This window comes from Paenibacillus glucanolyticus (assembly GCF_037333485.1).
Taxonomy (GTDB): domain Bacteria; phylum Bacillota; class Bacilli; order Paenibacillales; family Paenibacillaceae; genus Paenibacillus_AQ; species Paenibacillus_AQ glucanolyticus.
The window spans coordinates 5,692,501-5,711,712 of the sequence record NZ_CP147845.1; the positions used below are offsets into that span (position 1 = coordinate 5,692,501).

The following is a 19,212-nucleotide window of genomic DNA, read 5'->3' on the forward strand; positions in this document are numbered from 1 at the left end:
ATTGTGCTCGTTCCAAGGAACGCACCCGCACTTACGCCGCCGGCATCAACGAGCATCGCTTTACCAAGCTTCTTCTCGCCTTCCTCTTTGTTCTTCAGAAGTCCGGCGCGGCCTGCCGTACCAACCAGCGTACCGAACGTGTCAAACAATTCAACGAATGTAAAAATGAAAATAACTTCTATTAGACCAATGCCAAGCGCACCCTTCAGATCCATCTGACCGACAGCCAGATTATCAAATGAAGGAATCCAGCTTGCACCGCTCAGACCTGACAGATCCGTAACTCCCATAGGAATACCGATCAGCGTTGTCAGCACGATACCGATAAGCAAAGCGCCTTTTAACTTCAGAACCATCAGGATGGCGATCAGGAAAAGGCCGATAATCGCAAGCAGTGTATCTTTGTTCTCAACGAAATTCCCCAAGCCCAGGTTGAAGGCACCACCCGGTACAGGATGAGTAATATCGGTTCCCGGATTAATCGAAGCCGTAACAATATTACCGAGCTTAAGTCCAACAATCGTGATGAACAAGCCAATACCGACTGTGATTGCAATCTTCAAGTTATTCGGAACTGCCGTCAACAGCATTTGGCGAACCTTCGTTACCGTAAGAATGATGAAGACGATACCGGAGATAAATACGGCGCCGAGTGCCGCCTGCCAGGTAATCGCTCCATTTGAGCTTAACACGACGGTCATGAAATACGCATTCAATCCCATACCAGGTGCCAATGCAACCGGGATGTTAACAAAGAAGCCCATCGCCATCGTCACAAGACCCGCACCGACTGCAGTGGCGAAGAACACGCCTTCCTGCGGAATGCCCGCGCCCTCAGGACCCAAGAACAGATTGTTGACCAGCAGGATGTAAGCCATGGTCATAAAAGTGGTCAAGCCTGCAATAATCTCGGTTCTTACATTTGTTCCGTGTTCCTTTAGCTTAAAGAAACGCTCCATTGTAGAGATATCCCCCTTAAAATTAATGACACGGCAACACACAAATAGACCCTAAGGATAGATCCCCAGGGCCGTCGCTTGAAAAAAGAGCCGCAAAACAATCATTCGCATGCTGCCAGGCAGCATCCTTATCGAATAACCGACAGCGGATCAGGAGCACTGCTCCATCTAGCTGGCCGGTCTCGAATGCTGGACGAGTCCGCATCATTATATTGCCGCTCTTCTTTTCGTAGCGAGATCATTACGGTGACCTGTAGAGACTCCCGGGCCCATTCCCGGGATTATACGAAAAAGCTCGTTATTTGTTGTTGTCATGTCAGTTTCTACACATATTCTAGGACGAGAAGCCCAAGCTTGTCAATAACAAAAACGAATATTAAACTTGTTAATTTAAAGAAACGTTCGGAAATTGACTCCACTTGTCATATCCCATCTAGGACAAATGGACCGCATACGACAAAAAACAACCCCAGAACGTGGGATACTGCGCACAGTGGCGTTGAAAAGCGATAAAATCATTCTGGTGTTCACTCTAGCTTGGTGCTTCAATAAATAGAATAAAAATACAAAAAAAAAGACAAAATAGCCCTGCACCGAGGCCTCTCCCCTATAATTGTATTAGGAGATCAGCCATAAGAAATGATTAGCCTCTTGGAAAAAAGCTTCTGCCCGAATCTCTAGGCCATGGAAGCTTCTGCCCAAATCTCTAGGCCATAGAAGCTTCTGCCTGAATCGCTAGGCCATAATACAGCTTCTGTCCAAGTCATTTTGGCCATAAAAAACGCTCCCTCTCATCTGCCAAAAGAAGCAAATGAAAGGGAGCGTATATTTTACTATTCCGATCCTATTCCCACTCGATCGTTGCTGGTGGTTTGGACGTCACGTCATACACGATGCGGTTGACGTTCTCGACTTCGTTCACGATGCGCACGGAGATCTTCTCCAGAATATCCCATGGGATACGAGCCCAGTCAGCCGTCATGCCGTCAATGGAAGTTACAGCACGGATGCCTACGGTGTAGGAATACGTACGCGCGTCACCCATTACGCCGACACTCTTCATGTTCGGAAGCGCCGTGAAATACTGCCAGATCTCGCGATCCAGGCCAGCCTTGGCGATTTCTTCACGCAGGATGTAGTCGGAATCACGAACGATTTGCAGCTTGTCCTCCGTCACTTCGCCCAGTACACGAATCGCCAGACCCGGTCCAGGGAAAGGTTGACGGTGCACGATTGCTTCAGGCAAGCCAAGCTCTTCGCCCACCTTGCGAACCTCATCCTTAAAGAGAGCTTTCAATGGCTCGATCAGCGTGAACTTCATGTCTTCAGGCAGCCCGCCAACATTGTGGTGAGATTTGATGGTATGCGCCGTCTCGGTACCACTCTCAACGATATCGGTATAGAGCGTACCTTGAGCCAGGAATGCAAAATCATCAAACTTGCTGGATTCCTCATCAAATACATAGATGAACTCGTTGCCGATGATTTTACGTTTTTTCTCCGGATCGTCTACGCCTTTCAGCTTGGACATGAAGCGTTCCTGAGCGTCAATCTTAACAACCTTCATGTCGAATTTGCCAACGAAGGTCTCCATAACACTCTCAGCCTCGCCCTTGCGCAGCAGGCCATGATCGATGAACATACAAGTCAGCTGATCACCGATGGCTCTGTGAATCAGCATCGCTACAACGGAGGAATCAACGCCACCGCTCAGTGCGCACAGTACTTTTTGCTCGCCGACAACTTCACGGATTTCACGAAGCTGATCCTCAATGAAAGTCTCCATGCTCCAGTTGCCCTCGCAGCCGCACACTTCATACAGGAAATTCTTGATCATCTCATTACCATGAACGGAGTGACGCACCTCCGGATGGAACTGAACAGCATACAGCTTCTTCTCTTCGTTGCTCATGGCTGCGATCGGAGCAGATTCCGTTCCTGCATCCAGCTTGAAGCCGGAAGGCAGCGATACCACATGATCGCCATGACTCATCCATACCGTTTGTTTTTGCTCAATCCCTTTTACAAGCGTTGAGTTCGGAGCAAATTCCAATTCGGCCTTACCGTACTCGCGCTTCGAGGCGCGTTCCACTTTGCCGTCCAGCTGCTGAGCCATAAGCTGCATACCGTAGCAAATACCAAAAATCGGCAGCTCCAGATCATAAATGGCAGGATCCACATGCGGCGCATTTTCAGCGTATACGCTTGAAGGACCTCCTGAGAAAACAATGCCGCGCGGGGAAAGAGCTTTAATCTTCTCGACGGGCGTGTTGTATGGCAAAAGCTCACTATAAACGCCAAGATCGCGAATGCGTCGTGCTATAAGTTGGTTGTACTGTCCACCGAAGTCCAAAACTACGATGATTTCATTAGGCTTATTCATTACCGGGCCTCCCTTGATTAATGAAATTAATTATACGCAACCCCAATTCATACCGTCAAGAAAGAGGGCCCTTTGTTTTCATGCCAGTTTTTTGACAATTCGGATGCATTGACGTAAAAAGAGTACTTTTTCCGTACGGGACCAAGGTTCGTCCTTGTATGCCGCCCGCTCCCAGCGCTGTGCAAACTGCTCCAGATCCGCTCTGAATTCGACATCGGCAATCGACAAGGAATGGACATATTGACGAAGGGTCTGCCCTCTCTCCAAGGCTCCAAACCGGCGCTGCAGCTTGTCCCAAACCAGTACGGAAGCGGATACAAGACCCTCACGCCTGCTTACCGCTATCGTTCTGGCCATCCGGATGAAGGCAAACCTCTCGCGAACGGCCGGAATTTGATAAATGGCTGCCACGATGACAGGAAGAATAAGCAGAAGTAAGCCCCCAAACATCACGGGACCGATCACGGATATCAGAAGTAATACTTTAACGGCTGCGTTAATGACGGAATCCCAGAAGTCTAACCAAGGCTTAAACCCGGCAGGAGCTGAATCGCTGGCAACCGAAAGTGGCGACATCGGCTCAATGCCAAACCCGGGGGTCGGATCAAACGTCACCCAGCCATGATCGGGAAAAAAGACTTCAACCCAGGCATGCGCATTCTTCTGTGCGATCTCGTACCGATCGACCGTTCCCGCGACCCGCTCGCCAGGTGCAAATCCAGTTACATAGCGTGCGGGGATGCCTTCAGATCGGAGAAGTACGGTCATCGTTGTAGCAAAATGAACACAGTACCCTTCCTTCGTATCAAACAAGAAATGATCCGTAAAGTCTGTACCCTCAGGCGGCACCGATGTTTGCAGCGAATACGTATAGTTCTGCTCCAAATAGGATTCGATAGCTTCGGCCTTTTCATACCTGTTCGCAGCTGTCGAGGTGATCTCCTCCCCTAAATTGCGTACTCTAAGCGGCAGCTGTTCGGGAAGCTGCAGGTACATTTCTTTCATATATTCCGGATCGTCACCAGACGCACTTCGAAGTGATGGCACATCAGGCTGATCGTATAAAGATTCAATGGTATAACCGGTTACCGCACTTTGGCCTTGTAAAGATACACTTTCGGAGAGCCGATCAACGGATAAGGTTGGCGCCCCTCTCTCCCTGGAAGATTGGATCTCATTCACGCGGGTAATGATGCCTCCTGCCAGAAGCGTCTGAATGGGCGTATCCTTGTCAAAAGTCAGCGTCTGAACCAGCGTGTTTCCTGCAGGCCGCTCCCAGAAGGGCAGGATCCCGCTCAGATCTTCGGATACCTTGACCGACTTGCGGATGGAAGGATCAATCCCCCATTTTCGGCCGTCATACAGGTTATAAGTGTCTCCCCGCCAATAGGTGCGCACAGGCGACTGCGCCGTAAAATACAGCTCATCACTGAGCGTCAGCGGCCCGCCTAAATCTTTTCCCTGAGCAGCATAACCCGTAACCTGGGAGGCAGGAACCGCTGGCTCTGTATTTCCCCGGAGCCGCTCCCCCCAGCCCGACAAGCGCTCGGCCACCTCGGTTAAAGACAACCCCATGCCTGCCGAAGGCTCGCTCAAGGCTCCTCCCATTCGGGTAACTCCTGTTATCAGAAATGAGGTTGCCAGCACAATTAGACCCCATCGCAGCACGGGCAATCCCGACAAGCGACCGACTTTTACAGGCTCATGGACCTGTATATCGCTACACGCACCCTCGACGGTTTCCTGCTTCAGCTTAAGAATCAGCATCATGCCCTGTGCCAGCAAAATATACAACACAGCCCGCATCATATCACGATAGATGCTCTCCTCCATGGCAGATTCCAGCACAGCTAAATAAAGCAGTGTCGAACCGCCAAACAGCCAGACGGTCCGGCGGTGTAATGCCAGCATATGGACGGCAGATACCATAATCCCCCACCCAACGAGCAGGACGATGGTCCTCGTCTCCTGGCTTAACGCTGTAAACTCCCACGCACGACTGAATGCCGCAGCATTATCCGGAAGTATCGCCGAAGCGTAGTCAACAAACCACGCGAGCGGATTCCGATAATCGAATAATTGGGAGCATAGCCAAATTACCAGTACGGCATTCAGCGGCAGCCACACCCAGCCTCGCCACGTAAACAATCCTTGCAGCAGCAGAAATACAGCCCAGAGGGATAAGGCTTGCAGCACAAGGTAGCTGCTCCCCTCTCCCGCAGTGTGAAGCGGCAGGAGCCACTCTGACAGGAGCCCCAACACAGGCAATGTAATAAGAAAACGATGAAGCAGCGTTCCGTGTGTTAATCGGGAATGAAACAGATTCGGCAGAAGCTTGGCTTCCAACCTCTCACTCCCCCGACGGCCAGCTTCAACGGACGAGCTGTTGCTGGATCCTATCATACCCGGCACCCCCTATCCGGGTTGAATTCTCATAAGCCGATAACTCTTGCAAATAAACCAGCTTCCCGCCTTTGCTGAAAAATTCATGCGCCCACTCCGGGTGATCCTGATCTCCCCATTGAACAGGCGATGCGTTTACAGGGGATTTCATCCGCTTTGCCATTTGCGTACAGTAAATGGTCACTTTTCTGCTGCCTTCATTCAGCAGGTTTATTCCGGTAACAGCCGCATTCTTATGGAACACACCTGTCATTACAGCCCATTCCGTATTTTTCTCTGAAGAGTTATGTGAAAACTCAAACCTGGGACTCCGTACAGAATCCTTCTCAGCCAGCTGAACGGAAGCAAACGGCAGCAGTATATCCTGATGATGCTCTGAGAAAGCTCCTTTGTACTCGATAAGCTGATTCACTATACCAGCCCCATCCATTCGCAGCTTGAATGGCATTCTGTCGCGAAGAAGCTGTGTTACCAGTCCTGCTGCGACAGATACGGTTTCTTCGAAAGCATCCTCCGGTTTCACTCCTTCATATCCGAAGTAACCTTGAAGCGCTGTATCCAGCACAATTCCCTGTCTTACCCCGTAACCTTCATGCGGCATAAAAGATTGCAGACGTCCAAGCTTCGCGGAGTTCTTCCAATGAATCCGGTTCATGGGATCACCGGGAATATAATAACGGACGCCGGTACCTCTCGTTTCGTTCCATACCCTCACCCGTGCACGCTCATCCTCTCTGTCCATATCGCTTCCCTGCACAAGCACCTGGGCCTCGGGCCACTTCATGGGCCTTGGGAGTACGATAAAGCCGCCAGTGTCACTTTGCAGACTCCGGCATGTCCTGAACCAGCCGAACATATCGCCCCATTCCACCTCACTATAGATTGAAGACCAGACTCCGCGGGGAACCTGGTTCAGACGGTAGGTATACTCGAGCCGCTTGCGCATGCCAGGAAACAGAAGCTTGCGATATTCCCTGCCACCCATCCGATCGGTTACGATGAGCCATGGAAGGGGCAGCATCGAGCGATAGGTGATCTGAACGGTCATCTCAACGGAATCTCCCGCCTGTATGCAGGCAGGGGAACTTCTACGGGAAATGGTCATCCGGGTTGGACCGAACAAACTCGTTAACCCCCCGCATAACAATAGAAACGTACACGCTAACCATACAAATCGAAGCGATTCCCCGCCTAACCACAGATAGAGCCCAAGCGCTGCGAACCAGATGGCGATCCCCCTCGACCATTCCAGCAAACCGCGTCTCATGACAAACTTCCCTTCCGGCTTCGCTGACGGGGAAGATCAAACCTCGTAATGATGGACTCTACCATTTCATAAGGGGTGACTCCTGCTGCGCGTGCATCATGCCCCAGATGGATGCGATGGGTCAGCACAGGCACAGCGACACGAAGGCAATCATCAGGAATGACATACATTCGGCCTGTCAAAAATGCGGCTGCTTGCGAAGCACGGAGCCAGGCCAGCGTTCCTCTTGGACTGATCCCGAGAGACACGCCCTGCTGTTTCCTTGAAGCATCGGCAACACTGACCATGTAGCGCTTAATGGTGTCATCCACAAATACACGGGAAACCATCTGCTGCATTTTCATGAGCTCGGACCCCATCATGATCGGCTTCAGATCCTCCAGCCTCGGGCTGCCCATTCCCCGCTCCAGGAGCTCCAGTTCCCCCTCCATGTTGGGGTATCCGAGCGATAATCGCATGAGAAACCGGTCGAGCTGTGCTTCCGGCAGACGGCTTGTCCCTTCGTATTCGTAAGGGTTTTGCGTTGCCAGCAGGAAGAACGGAGCTGGCAGCGGATACGTATGACCATCCACGGTGACGCGTCCTTCTTCCATCGCCTCAAGGAGTGCGGATTGCGCCCGCGGCGACGCCCGGTTAATCTCATCGGCCAATACGATATTGGACATTACCGGTCCCGGCCTATAAACGAATTCACCCGTATGAGGATAATAGACCGATGCGCCCGTAATATCCCCCGGCATTAAATCATAAGTAAACTGAATCCGGCTGAAGTCGCAGCCAATTAATGCTGCCACCGACTTCACCAGCATCGTCTTCCCGACTCCCGGCACATCCTCCAGCAGCACGTGTCCGCCTGCTAGCAGTGCCATCATCGTTAACGAAATTTGCTCCTCATGTCCAACAATGACACTGCCAACCCGCTTGGTAACTCTCCCCAGAAGATCAGGCGCCCATTCCGGAAGATTTGATTCTTCAGCATGTATGGATGAACTAAACAAGAACATCAACCTCCAACCTGTATTCATAGATTATTAGATTTAGAACCACTCGAAATTTAGAATCTATGAATAGGTTTTCCAAGAAAGAAGGAAGATAGACATCATTTACTAGAAAACCTGGAAACCTCTACTGCCTCACTCCTATAGAAACCGGAATGATCTGCACCCCATCGCAGTTGGTTTGATGATCCCCTTCTTTCTTAGCTGCGCAAAAGAAAAAGCGGTTACCCGACCTAAAAAAGATCAAAGTAATCGCTTTTTCTATCGCATGAATGATTGATTCGTAGCCTTAACCGTCCGGGTCCCCCGCCGATTTTCACTATAACACGGGATGCTTGCCTTCATGATCTGCATGATAGGAGTTTGGCATTTTGTGCAACGGTTTTATTCTTTTACGCTGCCCACGTTCAATCCGACTACAAAATACTTCTGCAAGAACGGGTAAACGACCAGAATAGGCACGGAGGCTACAACCGTAACCGCAGCCCGTATGGATAAGGGCGTTACCATAGCTGTCGCTGAATCCTGAGTCATCCCGGCCCCTGCGGCCACATTAGGATTACTGTTGGAATTCATGCTGGACGACAGCAGTTTCATGAGCTCATACTGCAGCGTGCTCAGCTTCTGCGTGGAAGATGTATATAGGAATGCATCAAACCATGTATTCCATGCGCCTACCGCTACAAAAAGAGCAATCGTAGCCAGAACCGGCTTGCACAGCGGGAATATGATCTGCATAAAGATTTTGAAATCCCCCGCTCCATCGATTCTTGCCGATTCAACCAGACTTTCGGGCAGCGTGCCGATGTAGGTGCGAATCACGATCAGGTTGAAGGCACTCACCATGGACGGCAGAATGTATACCCAGAAGCTGTTCAGCAAGTTCAGATCCTTGATCAGGAAATATCCTGGAATCAAACCGGCGTTAAAGTACATCGTCAATACAAAAACAAGTGTAATCGGCTTGCGGAAGGCATATTCCCGCCGGCTTAAGGTGTATGCCAGCATCGTGGTCAGGAAGATATTCAATACGGTTGAGAGAACGGTTCTGGCCACCGTAATCCAGAATGCATTGTAGATCGTTCCTGAGGCGAATACAGCCTTATAATTCTGCAGCGTCCACTCTCTCGGCAGCAGATAGATTCCGCCGCGAATCGTATCGTTCCCGGCATTAAACGATACCGCAATTGTGTTGAGGAACGGGTACAGCGTAACAATAACAAGGAAAATCATGAACACCGTGTTAAAGGTATTAAATAGAACCGGCTCGACACGGTTTCTTACAATATTTTTCTTCACTGGCGCATTTGCCGCTTTCTGCGGGCTGAGTTGTTGATTTGCCATGTCTATAACAACCTCTCTTCCCCAAGCCGCTTCGCGGTCCAGTTGGCAAGCAGCAGCATGGTGACGCTGACAACCGTCTTAAATATACCGCCGGCTGTCGCCATCGAGTAATTTCCTTGGGCAATCCCGTACTTCAATACGAATATATCAATCGTCTCTGCCCAGTCCACCACAAGCCCGTTGCCAAGCAGATACTGCACTTCAAATCCAGCTTCAAGAATATGGCCGATGGACATAATCAGCAAAATAACGATCGTTGCTTTGATGCCAGGAAGCGTAACGTGAAGCATCTTGCGATAACGACTGGCCCCGTCTATCTCAGCTGCCTCGTAAAGCGCAGGATCGATGGAAGCGATGGCGGCCAGATAGATGATCGTGTTCCAGCCAACCTCTTTCCAGACATGGGAGCCCCCTACGATTCCCCAGAAGTATTTCCCTTCGCTCAGCCATAGGATCGGTTCTTTAATCACCTGAAGTTTCATCAGGAGATCGTTGATGATCCCGTCAGAGGCAAGAGAGGTAGCCACGATGCCCGTTACGATAATCCAGGACAAGAAGTGAGGGAGATACGAGATGGTCTGAACGGTTCTTTTCCAAAACACTTTCTTGATTTCGTTTAACAGCAGCGCCAGTATAATGGCGGTAACAAACCCGAGCACGAGGTTAATCAAACTCATGCCCACCGTATTGCGCAGCACGCGCAAAAAGTTGTCGTCCGTAAACAGGAACTTGAAGTGCTTAAAGCCTACCCAGGCTTGTTCTCCGAAATCCTTGGCTGGCTTGTAATCCTGGAAAGCCATCGTCCAGCCCCATACCGGAACATAGGCAAACAATATAATGTACAGCATCAGCGGGACGGACATCATAATCAGCTGTTTCTGATTTTTGATGAGGTTCCATGTGATAGGCTGTTTCTTTCCCCTCTTGGGATTTCGGACGGCTCTCTTTTTCGCTAAGGTCTCATCCATATCAAGCTGCTCTCCCCACAAACCTTAATTTTAGAAAGTGGAAGGCTAATTGCACGCCCTCCACCTCCTGACCTTGCCTGAACATTATTTGCTCCAGTTCGTAATTCTCCACTGGATCTGTTCATTAATGCGGTCTTCATAGGCTTTAATGTTGATCTTACCGATTTCAGCCGTATACTCACTCCATGCAGATTCGAAATCGGCCGGTTTAGCCAGGATCGCTTTTGGCAGGAATTTGGTAGACAAGTCGTTCAGCTTGGTATTGACCACCTTCGCTTCCGATCCTTCAACCAGATCGATGGTCCATGCCGGGTAAGCAACCTCATTCTCCGGCGGTTCGCTGAAGAAATCCACGTAGCTGTCGAAGCCGTACGCTTCAAGGAATTTCTTGTCATACTCCTTCAGACCGGCTTTGTACTCCTCAGGCTGAGCCGCAGCATCCGTAGCATTTCCGTCACTGAAGCTTCCTTCGATTTTTGGAGCGAAACCGAAGAACGCATCTGCTTTGTTTGCCAATTTCCAAGTTCCGTCCGTAAATGCATCACGCTGCTCCTGCGTTTTCATAAAGCGGCCTTCCTCATTCACGATGTAATCTTCGCCCTCAATCCCCCAACTCAGCACTTTCTGCCAATCTTCCGTAATCAACGCATCCAGCATCTTCAGAATCTTCACGGGATCCTTGGCATTCACGCTGATGCCGAATCCATTATTCAAATTGAGCGGTGCACGGTCACGATAATGATCCTTGGTGTTCTCATCATAGACCAGCGGAAGGCCGACGTACGTTCTTTCGTCCTTGCCCTGCGTGATCAGGGAATTCTCAGCATTCTGGAAATTCCAGTGCTGGTCGAACATGCCGAGAACCGTCCCGCTGGATAACTTGGCAAGATACTGATCGTAGTTCTGCACAAAAGTCTCTTTATCAATCAGGCCCTGCGCATTCATTTCGTTCAGCTTCTGGTAATACTGCTTGGCGTAATCCTTGTTGGCAAACACCTCGGCAACTCCATCCTTGACAACAACACCGCCGTCATTCGGATGTCCGATCAAATGCTGCGGTGCATTGAACAGGCCCCAGTTTCTCCAGTCATAGTTCAAGATCTCGAACCCGATCGTTGGACTGCCGTCGATCGTCGGATATTTTTCCTTGTACTTGCCGATCAGATCAAAGTATTCGTCGAGCGTTTTGACCTTCGGATAACCGAACTCCTCCAGCACAGCCTTCTGAATCCAGAATGCCGGTCCTGAATACCAGGAGCTGTTCAATTTACCGTTGAACACGCCATAGTTCGGAAGAATATAGATATGCCCGTCATTAGGGTCCTTCATCATGTTCCAGTAATCTTCATAATGCTTCTTCAAGTTCGGAGCATGCTCTTCAATGAGATCTTCTAGTGGAATGTAAGCACCGGCAGCTGTAAGTTTCGTATTTCCAGTCATCATATCCGGATAATCAGAACCGGCTATCATGACGCCCAGCTTCTGATTGATGTCGCCAGCCAGAAACTCAAAGTTGAAGCTGGCACCCAGCTCATCCTTGATCTTCTTATAAATTTTGTTATCCGGCGTCGGCTGCTGGCCAGCCTCGCCGATAAAGACACTGACTTCAAATGGCTCTACCTTATTCCCGTCTGTTCCGGGTGTTGTTTGTTCCGCGGAGTCCTTTTTTTCCGGCGTGGCCGCATTATTTCCGTTTCCGCTCCCGCAGCCCCCAAGGACAACGCTGAGCGACAACAGCAATACCGTGCTGAGCCGAAGCCATGATTTTGTCTTTCCCCCCATAAAAGCACCTCCGTAATAATGTGGTTACATCGTGTACGAACCCGCATGCTTGTAACCTATCTATATTTTAAAAGCGCTTTCAAAGTCGGACTATACTATAACTAAAGCATTAACCTTAAAAACTTTAGAACATCCCGCTTTTGAATTCATTCGGCGACATGCCCCATCTTTTTTCAAAATGCTTAAGAAACTGGTTGTAGTGGCTATAACCGACCCGATCCGCAATCTCGCTGTTCTTGAGCTTGTTCTGCTTCAGCAGCGCGGTGGCCTCATCGATCCGCAAATTATGGATGAGTTCACTGAAGCCAATACCGTTCTTTCGAATCAGCAGTTGGCCGAGATAGACAGGATGTAAATAAAAGAGTTCCGCCAATCTCTTAATGGTTAGATTCTCGCGGTAATGCAAATGGATATAATGGTTGATTTCTTGTATTACTCCTTGCGATTGCCGTGCTTGCTGTACGAGCAGATGCTCAATACACTCTTCGCCGCAGCGTATCAAATCCCCGATCAAGTCATCCAGATGGGTGACCCCGTCTGTTAATCCGGCTACGTTGTATTTGCTGGACAGATTTTGAGGCTCAGCGCCCTCTGCCTCTTTCACCAAGCCTATGATCCTGTACAGGACATGGATCACCATTTTTTTCACAATTCCAGGTGCGATCCAAAGCTCTCGAAATGCGGATGCCGCGATGGTGGCAGCTTCACGGAACCCCGCCTTGTCCAGCAGCTCCACAGACCTGATCACATCATCCATCAGGCTGATCTGATAATGATAGTGAAACGGTTGATCCCGTATCTCACGATAAGAAATGCTTCCACCATAATCCGTATCATAAAATTTATGCTCGATGGCTTCCTTCGCGGTCAGGTAGCAGCGATGGATATTCAGAAGAGAAGGCTCAGTCGCTCCCTCTGACGCAATCAACCGCTGACCGGCATGACGGTGGAGCAGCTCCCGCAGCGTATCAGAAGACTCGCTCTCTCCGCTTGCGGAATGTCCATAAACCAAACCTATTCGGTTCGGTTCCAGATCGATCACATACTCTCCTTCCATCTGAACGGACAAACTGGCAATCGTCTCCCTGACGCTTGCCATCAGGGAAGGCTCCGATTGGATCAGGCAGCAACTCCATGCTTCACGCGCCGAGGATATTGCCTGAAGTTTCACAAGCCCGCTATCTTTAAGCGGCAGCTCCAGCAGTGAATGCTTGATCAGAGAAATGGCTTCTTCTCGCATGGCAATGACCCCGAGATTGAATCTGTTCTTCTCTTGCACAAGCTCCTCATGAATCCTGCTCAATTCCTCCTCGGCCTCTTCCCCGATAACAGGTTTCAGTATGTAGTGGTTGATTCCATGGCGCAGTGCCTTCCTTGCATATTCGAATTCGCTGTATCCGCTCATGACTACAAACTTAACCCCGCTGTCGGGATACTCCTGCTGCCACGTTTCAATCATGAGAAGTCCGTCCATGAGCGGCATATTCACGTCCGTGATGACCAAATCCGGCTTATATTCAACCATCTTCTGCAGCCCTTCAAGTCCGTTGCTGCAAGTCCCGCAGATGTTAAACCCAAGGCGTTCCCAATCAATCCACAGCGCAAGCCCTTCCAGCGCACCCGGTTCATCATCGATCAAGAGCACGTTGAATGTCATGGCTCTCCCCTCCTCCGCTCCCTTGCTCCTGAGTTTCAAGCAGTTTGATCGGAATCTCGAACGAAACCGTTGTCCCCTGATTCGGGCTGCTGGCAATATTGAAAATGACATGATCGTTATAGTACAATTCCAGCCTCCGGTAGACATTTCGGATACCAAAGCTGTTGCCCGAGAATTGCTCGTTGCGAACCGACAGGATGATGTCCCGGAGCTTGTCTTGCTCAATGCCCTTCCCGTTATCCGAGATGACGATATGAAGATAGTCGCTGGCTACGGAAGCGCTGATCGTAACAAGACCGGCTCCATCCACCGTTTGCAGACCGTATTTGCAGGCATTCTCAACGAGAGGCTGAATGCTCATTTTCGGTATTTTATAATGAAGCGCTTCCACATCGATATGGAATTGATATTCAAATTTATCCCGAAACCGAAACTTTTCGATTTTGAGATACATTTCAATAAACCTTATTTCTTCCTCAACAGAGACCAAATCCTCTCTCCAGCTTAATAATCTGCGGAGCAGCTTGGACAAACTCTTAATGATGTCCGTCACATCCGAATATTGGTTCTTCGTACAGACCACTAATATCGCGTTAAGGGTATTAAACAGGAAATGGGGATTCATCTGGCTCTGCAAAAAGTTCAATTCAGCCCGGACCCGCTCCATCTCCAGGTCCTTCTTCTGAATTTCCAGCTTATACACATTGTTGATCAGAGAGTTCATCTTCGTTGTCATCTGATTAAAATTACGGATGAGTCCGCCAATTTCGTCCCGTCCTTCATCAATTTCGATCAGATCAAACTTCTCATTGCTCACCTTCTGCATATGACGGGACAGTCGCTTCACACGGTAATTGTAAGACCTGAGCATAACCGTAATAAAAATCGCAGCGATCAGCGTAACCACAGCTGCCAAAATGACGGTAAACAGCTGCATGTCCAGCATGGCGCTCGTTATCCGGTTGCCCTGGGTTATGCCGATCAGCTTCCATCCCTTAACATACCTGGCCGTTCCGATGGAGAACACATGCCGATCCTCTTCATCGTACTGCTCCAAGTCAAACACCGGATAAGCATCGTACTTCCCTCTCTCGTAACCGCTGCTGGCCGACATGATGATCTCGTTGTTCTCGTTCACTAAATACATATCCAGATAATCGCGTTCCCGTACAATGACGTCATAGATTTTGCTTAAGTCGATATCAATTCGAAGCAGCTTCTCATAGGTGTCATAGTTATCAAAATAAGCCATTTTCTCAATCACGCTTAAATACGGAACCGTCGAAGCGGAGTTATTCGCCTCCGTTGCCCTGTATGCTGCCACCAGCACCGGGTGGGTCGAATTGCTCCACAGCTTAAACCAATCACTATCAAGCACATCGTCATTGATCACATGATAGTTGCCCCCGGACACAATGGAGGGATTGCCGGTGAAGATACTGATTCGCTGAATCTGGTTGTTGACCGGAATGTAGCTGATTACCCGATTCCGCAGCTGTTCATCAAAGGTCTCATAGAAATCCAATTGCGACTCATATTCCCGATCGAGCATTTCGTAGAGTGTCTTATCGGTGCTCAGGGCATGGCTTACTGCCACGCCGCCGTCTATGAAATTATGGATATCCTTTCTTGCCCGCTCCATCGATATGTCAAGGTTCTGCTCTTCTCTCTCCCTGATCAGCTCCGACATTCGATCCATGAACATCAAGTTAATCACCAGAATAGGCAGCAGCACACCTATGACAAAAATAAGAAAGAATTTATATTTCAGTGGAATATCGTTTACGAAATTTCCCCGTCCGAACATCCTCTTCATAAAAGGCACCCTCCCGGATTAGCGCAGCTTGCTATCCTCATTATTCTTGTAATTCGAGGGCAGCATCCCGGTTGTCATCTTAAATTTATGGATGAAATAGTCCGCGTTCGGGAACCCGACATGCTGTGCAACCTCGGACACCTTCATCCCGCTTCGCTTCAGCAGCAGCTTGGCCTCTTCAATCCGCTTGTCATTGACATATTCCTTAAAAGGCCTGCCTGCGTGCTTCTTGAACAGCTGTCCCAAATAGGTGGCGTTCATGTGAAAATGCTGTGCCAACTCCTGAAGCTGCAGCTTACTCCGGTACTCCCGGTCGACATACTGAATCACTTGAAAAATCGTGTTGTGCTCGTTGTGCTTCCTCAACTCAGCGAGCAGTGAGGAGGCTTGGAGCGCGAGATGCCGCACGTAGTTCTTAAGCGCTGCACCATTGCAGGCATCATCCAGATTGCCAAGCTCCTCCTGCAGCCTGTTCATGAAAATATCCGGATCCCCATTCATCTCGGCGATTGTTCTGCACAGCGACAACTCCAGATCAGCCACATCGGCCCGAATGGCTCTCAGATCCGGCATGTAATCGGTCATGACTGCGAAGATCCGCTCCAAACATGCTTCGATTGGTTGGGACTCCCCTGCCAGGATCATCGACATTAAATCTTCGACCCGCCCGAACGGAAATTCCCGGGAATCGGCCATTCTCCTCAGCTCCTGATAACAAAACACGCCGCTTCTTCCTTGGCTTCGTCTATAATGACGCACCTCCGCGCTTTGCCGGTAAAGCTCCCCGACGGCCTGAATTCCTCTCCCCATGGCACTCAATGCCACGATAACCGGCCCTCCCAGCTCCTGGACCAGTGCGGACTGCAATTGAAGCGCGGTTTCCATAACGTCATCAGGGGCCTGCTGCTCAACACGAAGCAGGACTCCGAGACTGCCGCTGCTATCCTGAAAGCATCCGAGCAGTCCCTCGGGGCCATGATTGGCAATCCATTTCATCAAGTCCATGCCCGAGGACTCCGTATCAATCAATAGACACCGAAGCTCCGGCTCTCCCTGGATCAACATCGCCTTGCGGACTTGCTCCGCTATATCGTGGTTATCCCCATCCTGAATTAATCGATTCAATAGATAATGGATGGCGATGCCCGCTTTCATCTGATGGCTATGTTCGGTTTCATACTCATCCCGGATCACATGGCTCAGTCTGGCTAACAGGGCTTCGATCTCTTCATCATCAATCGGTTTGAGCAAATATTCCGCAACCCGCTGCTGCATGGCGTTGTGGGCGTATCCAAAATCATCATATCCGCTCAGAATCACGAATTTCGGTGGATGGGGCATTGTCCGATTGCTGTGCTCAATCAATTCCAGACCGTTCAGCACAGGCATGCGGATATCCGTCATGACCAGCTCCGGCTGCAATCGTTCTATTAACTTCAACGCTTCCGGAGCACTCAGGGCTTCTCCGCATATTTGGAATCCGAACCGGTTCCAGTCAATCATGGTCCTAAGCCCCTCCAGGACCCATGGTTCATCATCCACCAGAAGTACATTGAACATCGTCATCGTCTCCCTTAGTGAAGCGTATTATGTAAGCGCACTCATTTTACTTTATACTACCATACTAGTATACCTATGAGAATATACTGACTTGTATAAATTGATGTGAACGCTAATCGTGATGGTGCCTGGTTCTACAAGGCCATTCAGGCGCAGAACGCAAATAACCCGCAAGCGGATTCTGTCATCTAAGAATCCAGCTTACGGGTTATTCCTATCACCTATCAGCTACCCTTTAATTCCCGATAAGGTGACGCCCTCAATAATATATTTCTGGCCGATGATATATACGATAAGGACCGGAATCAGTGCTATGGAAGCCCCCGCCATCATCAGTGTCCAGTCTGTGGAATACATGCCGCGGTACAGATTCAGCATCATCGGAACGGTGAACTTATCCGTGCTGCTGAGAAAGATCAGCGGATTAAAGAAGTTGTTCCACATCCCGAGAAAGGTGAAAATGCCGAGTGCCGACAGCGCCGGTTTAATCAAAGGGAGCATGATCCGGGCGTAGATCGTCCAGCGGTTCGCGCCATCCACAATGGCGGCCTCCTCCATCTCTTTCGGAATTCCCCGGAAGAATTGCCGGAGCAGAAACACCCCGAATGCGTTGAGCAACGCCGAAGGGACAATAATCGCCAGATGCGTGTCCAGCCATCCGATATTTTTCATGATCAGATATAGCGGAATGATGGTCACTTGTCCCGGCACCATCATGGTGGCCAGAAACAGAATGAACAGCGGCTCCCGAAACGGGAACGTGATTTTGGCAAAAGCATAGGCTGCCATGGAACAGGTAACTAGCTGTGAGAGGACGACAATCATATTGATATAAAAGCTGTTAAAGTATGCGCGCCCGAAGGGCAGTGCCGTCAGGGAATCCTTATAGTTGGACCAGATGAACGGGTCCGGAATCCATTTGGGCGGCACCACGAATACTTGCGACAAATCCTTGAGCGAGCTGAGCACCATCCAAACAAACGGCAGTGCCATAATACAAGCACCTATGATCAGAACGATGTGCAGCACGACGGTGGACATTCTCAATCCCCGATGTATCATTCATTCTCCTCCTCCTTCCTCGCATGGATCCGTTAGTCTTCGTAATGAACCCACCGTTTGGACATTTTCATCTGGAACAAGGTGAGCGACAGGATCATCACAAACAGGATGACGGCTGACGCCGTGCTCTTGCCGAAGGTAAAGTCCGCAAAGGCTGTCTCGTAAATGTGATACACGAGAGTATAACTCGCCTTCGCCGGTCCGCCGGAGGTCATGACAAAGGACTGGTCGAACACCTGGAAGGAACCGATAATGGACATGATCGTTACAAAAAAGGTTGTCGGCGACAGCAGTGGAATCGTAATATGAATCAACTGCTGCCATTTGCCTGCACCGTCAATCTCGGCTGCCTCATAATAACTTCTGGATATCCCCTGAAGTCCGGCAAGGAACAGCACCATGTTCCCCCCGAGTCCCATCCATACGCTCAAGAGGGCAATCGAGGGCATGACATATCTGGAATCCGTCAGCCAGGAAGGTCCCGTAATACCGAACCATTGCTGCAGATACATGTTAATGAGCCCAAAGTCTGCGTTGAACAGCCACATAAACACAACGGCCACTGCGACGGACATTGTAATGTTCGGCATGAAGTAGATCAGCCGGTACAGGATTTTCCCGCGAACCCGGTTTAAGCCTACCGCCACCAGCATGGCCAGAATAATGCCTGTCGGTACCGATAGAATCGTATAATACACCGTGTTGACCAGGGCGATATGGAACTCCTCATCCTGAAGCTGGGATATGAAATTCTGGAGTCCGATAAACTTCTTGGCTCCCATCCCGTCCCAGTTCATCATGCTGATAACAAAAGCCGAAATCAGCGGAATTAATGAAAAAGCGATCAGTCCGATCATCTGGGGAAGGATAAAAAAGTAGCCCCATAAACCGTCGGATGTCTTGCTTGTTAAGGAGGTTGTTCTCCTCTCCGGGAGCTGCTCCGGAGAAGGAGAGGCTCCGGGGCTTCCAGCAGGCTGCGTCTTCATATCTTCTCACCGTTCCTCTCCAGAGCT

At 49.8% G+C, this 19,212-nt stretch carries 13 protein-coding genes and 1 riboswitch (1 of these 14 only partly in view); all 13 genes read right to left on the reverse strand.

The window, feature by feature from the left end:
- A protein-coding gene (locus WDY75_RS26430; RefSeq protein WP_006208251.1) for an NCS2 family permease crosses the window boundary here: on the reverse strand, positions 1-959 show its 5' portion. Its footprint begins 412 nt before the window's first position; the window shows 959 of its 1,371 coding nt (coding positions 1-959); the start codon lies at positions 957-959; its stop codon lies off the left edge, out of view.
- A gap of 210 nt (positions 960-1,169) precedes the next feature.
- A riboswitch (purine riboswitch) is annotated at positions 1,170-1,268 on the reverse strand.
- A 535-nt stretch (positions 1,269-1,803) separates the two neighbouring features.
- Positions 1,804-3,342, reverse strand: a complete 1,539-nt coding sequence (gene guaA, locus WDY75_RS26435; protein ID WP_006208249.1) for a glutamine-hydrolyzing GMP synthase — start codon at positions 3,340-3,342, stop codon at positions 1,804-1,806.
- A gap of 78 nt (positions 3,343-3,420) precedes the next feature.
- A complete protein-coding gene (locus WDY75_RS26440; RefSeq protein ID WP_063478582.1) occupies positions 3,421-5,745 on the reverse strand; it encodes a transglutaminase domain-containing protein in 2,325 nt (774 codons plus the stop codon).
- On the reverse strand, positions 5,714-7,012 hold the full coding sequence (locus tag WDY75_RS26445; protein ID WP_063478581.1) for a DUF58 domain-containing protein: 1,299 nt from the start codon (positions 7,010-7,012) through the stop codon (positions 5,714-5,716). Before WDY75_RS26445 ends, WDY75_RS26440 begins: the two co-directional genes overlap by 32 nt.
- Positions 7,009-8,016, reverse strand: a complete 1,008-nt coding sequence (locus WDY75_RS26450; RefSeq protein ID WP_063478580.1) for an AAA family ATPase — start codon at positions 8,014-8,016, stop codon at positions 7,009-7,011. Before WDY75_RS26450 ends, WDY75_RS26445 begins: the two co-directional genes overlap by 4 nt.
- 378 nt (positions 8,017-8,394) lie before the next feature.
- A complete protein-coding gene (locus WDY75_RS26455) occupies positions 8,395-9,354 on the reverse strand; it encodes a carbohydrate ABC transporter permease (RefSeq protein ID WP_006208246.1) in 960 nt (319 codons plus the stop codon).
- Between the two features lie 2 nt (positions 9,355-9,356).
- Complete coding sequence (locus WDY75_RS26460) at positions 9,357-10,322, reverse strand: sugar ABC transporter permease (protein ID WP_036638823.1); 966 nt, start codon at positions 10,320-10,322, stop codon at positions 9,357-9,359.
- Positions 10,323-10,406: 84 nt separating this feature from the next.
- Positions 10,407-12,104: an ABC transporter substrate-binding protein gene (locus tag WDY75_RS26465; RefSeq protein WP_036638820.1), complete on the reverse strand. Its 1,698-nt coding sequence runs from the start codon at positions 12,102-12,104 to the stop codon at positions 10,407-10,409.
- A gap of 124 nt (positions 12,105-12,228) precedes the next feature.
- Entirely contained in the window at positions 12,229-13,761 is a 1,533-nt protein-coding gene (locus WDY75_RS26470; protein WP_063478579.1) for a response regulator, read from the reverse strand.
- Positions 13,733-15,577 (reverse strand): sensor histidine kinase, encoded by a 1,845-nt coding sequence (locus WDY75_RS26475; RefSeq protein ID WP_006208242.1) that lies wholly within the window; start codon positions 15,575-15,577, stop codon positions 13,733-13,735. Before WDY75_RS26475 ends, WDY75_RS26470 begins: the two co-directional genes overlap by 29 nt.
- Positions 15,578-15,595: 18 nt before the next feature.
- On the reverse strand, positions 15,596-17,137 hold the full coding sequence (locus WDY75_RS26480; protein ID WP_006208241.1) for a helix-turn-helix domain-containing protein: 1,542 nt from the start codon (positions 17,135-17,137) through the stop codon (positions 15,596-15,598).
- A gap of 228 nt (positions 17,138-17,365) precedes the next feature.
- Positions 17,366-18,199 (reverse strand): carbohydrate ABC transporter permease, encoded by an 834-nt coding sequence (locus tag WDY75_RS26485; RefSeq protein ID WP_006208240.1) that lies wholly within the window; start codon positions 18,197-18,199, stop codon positions 17,366-17,368.
- A 32-nt stretch (positions 18,200-18,231) separates the two neighbouring features.
- Entirely contained in the window at positions 18,232-19,185 is a 954-nt protein-coding gene (locus WDY75_RS26490; protein WP_036638810.1) for a carbohydrate ABC transporter permease, read from the reverse strand.
- Positions 19,186-19,212: the final 27 nt, after the last annotated feature.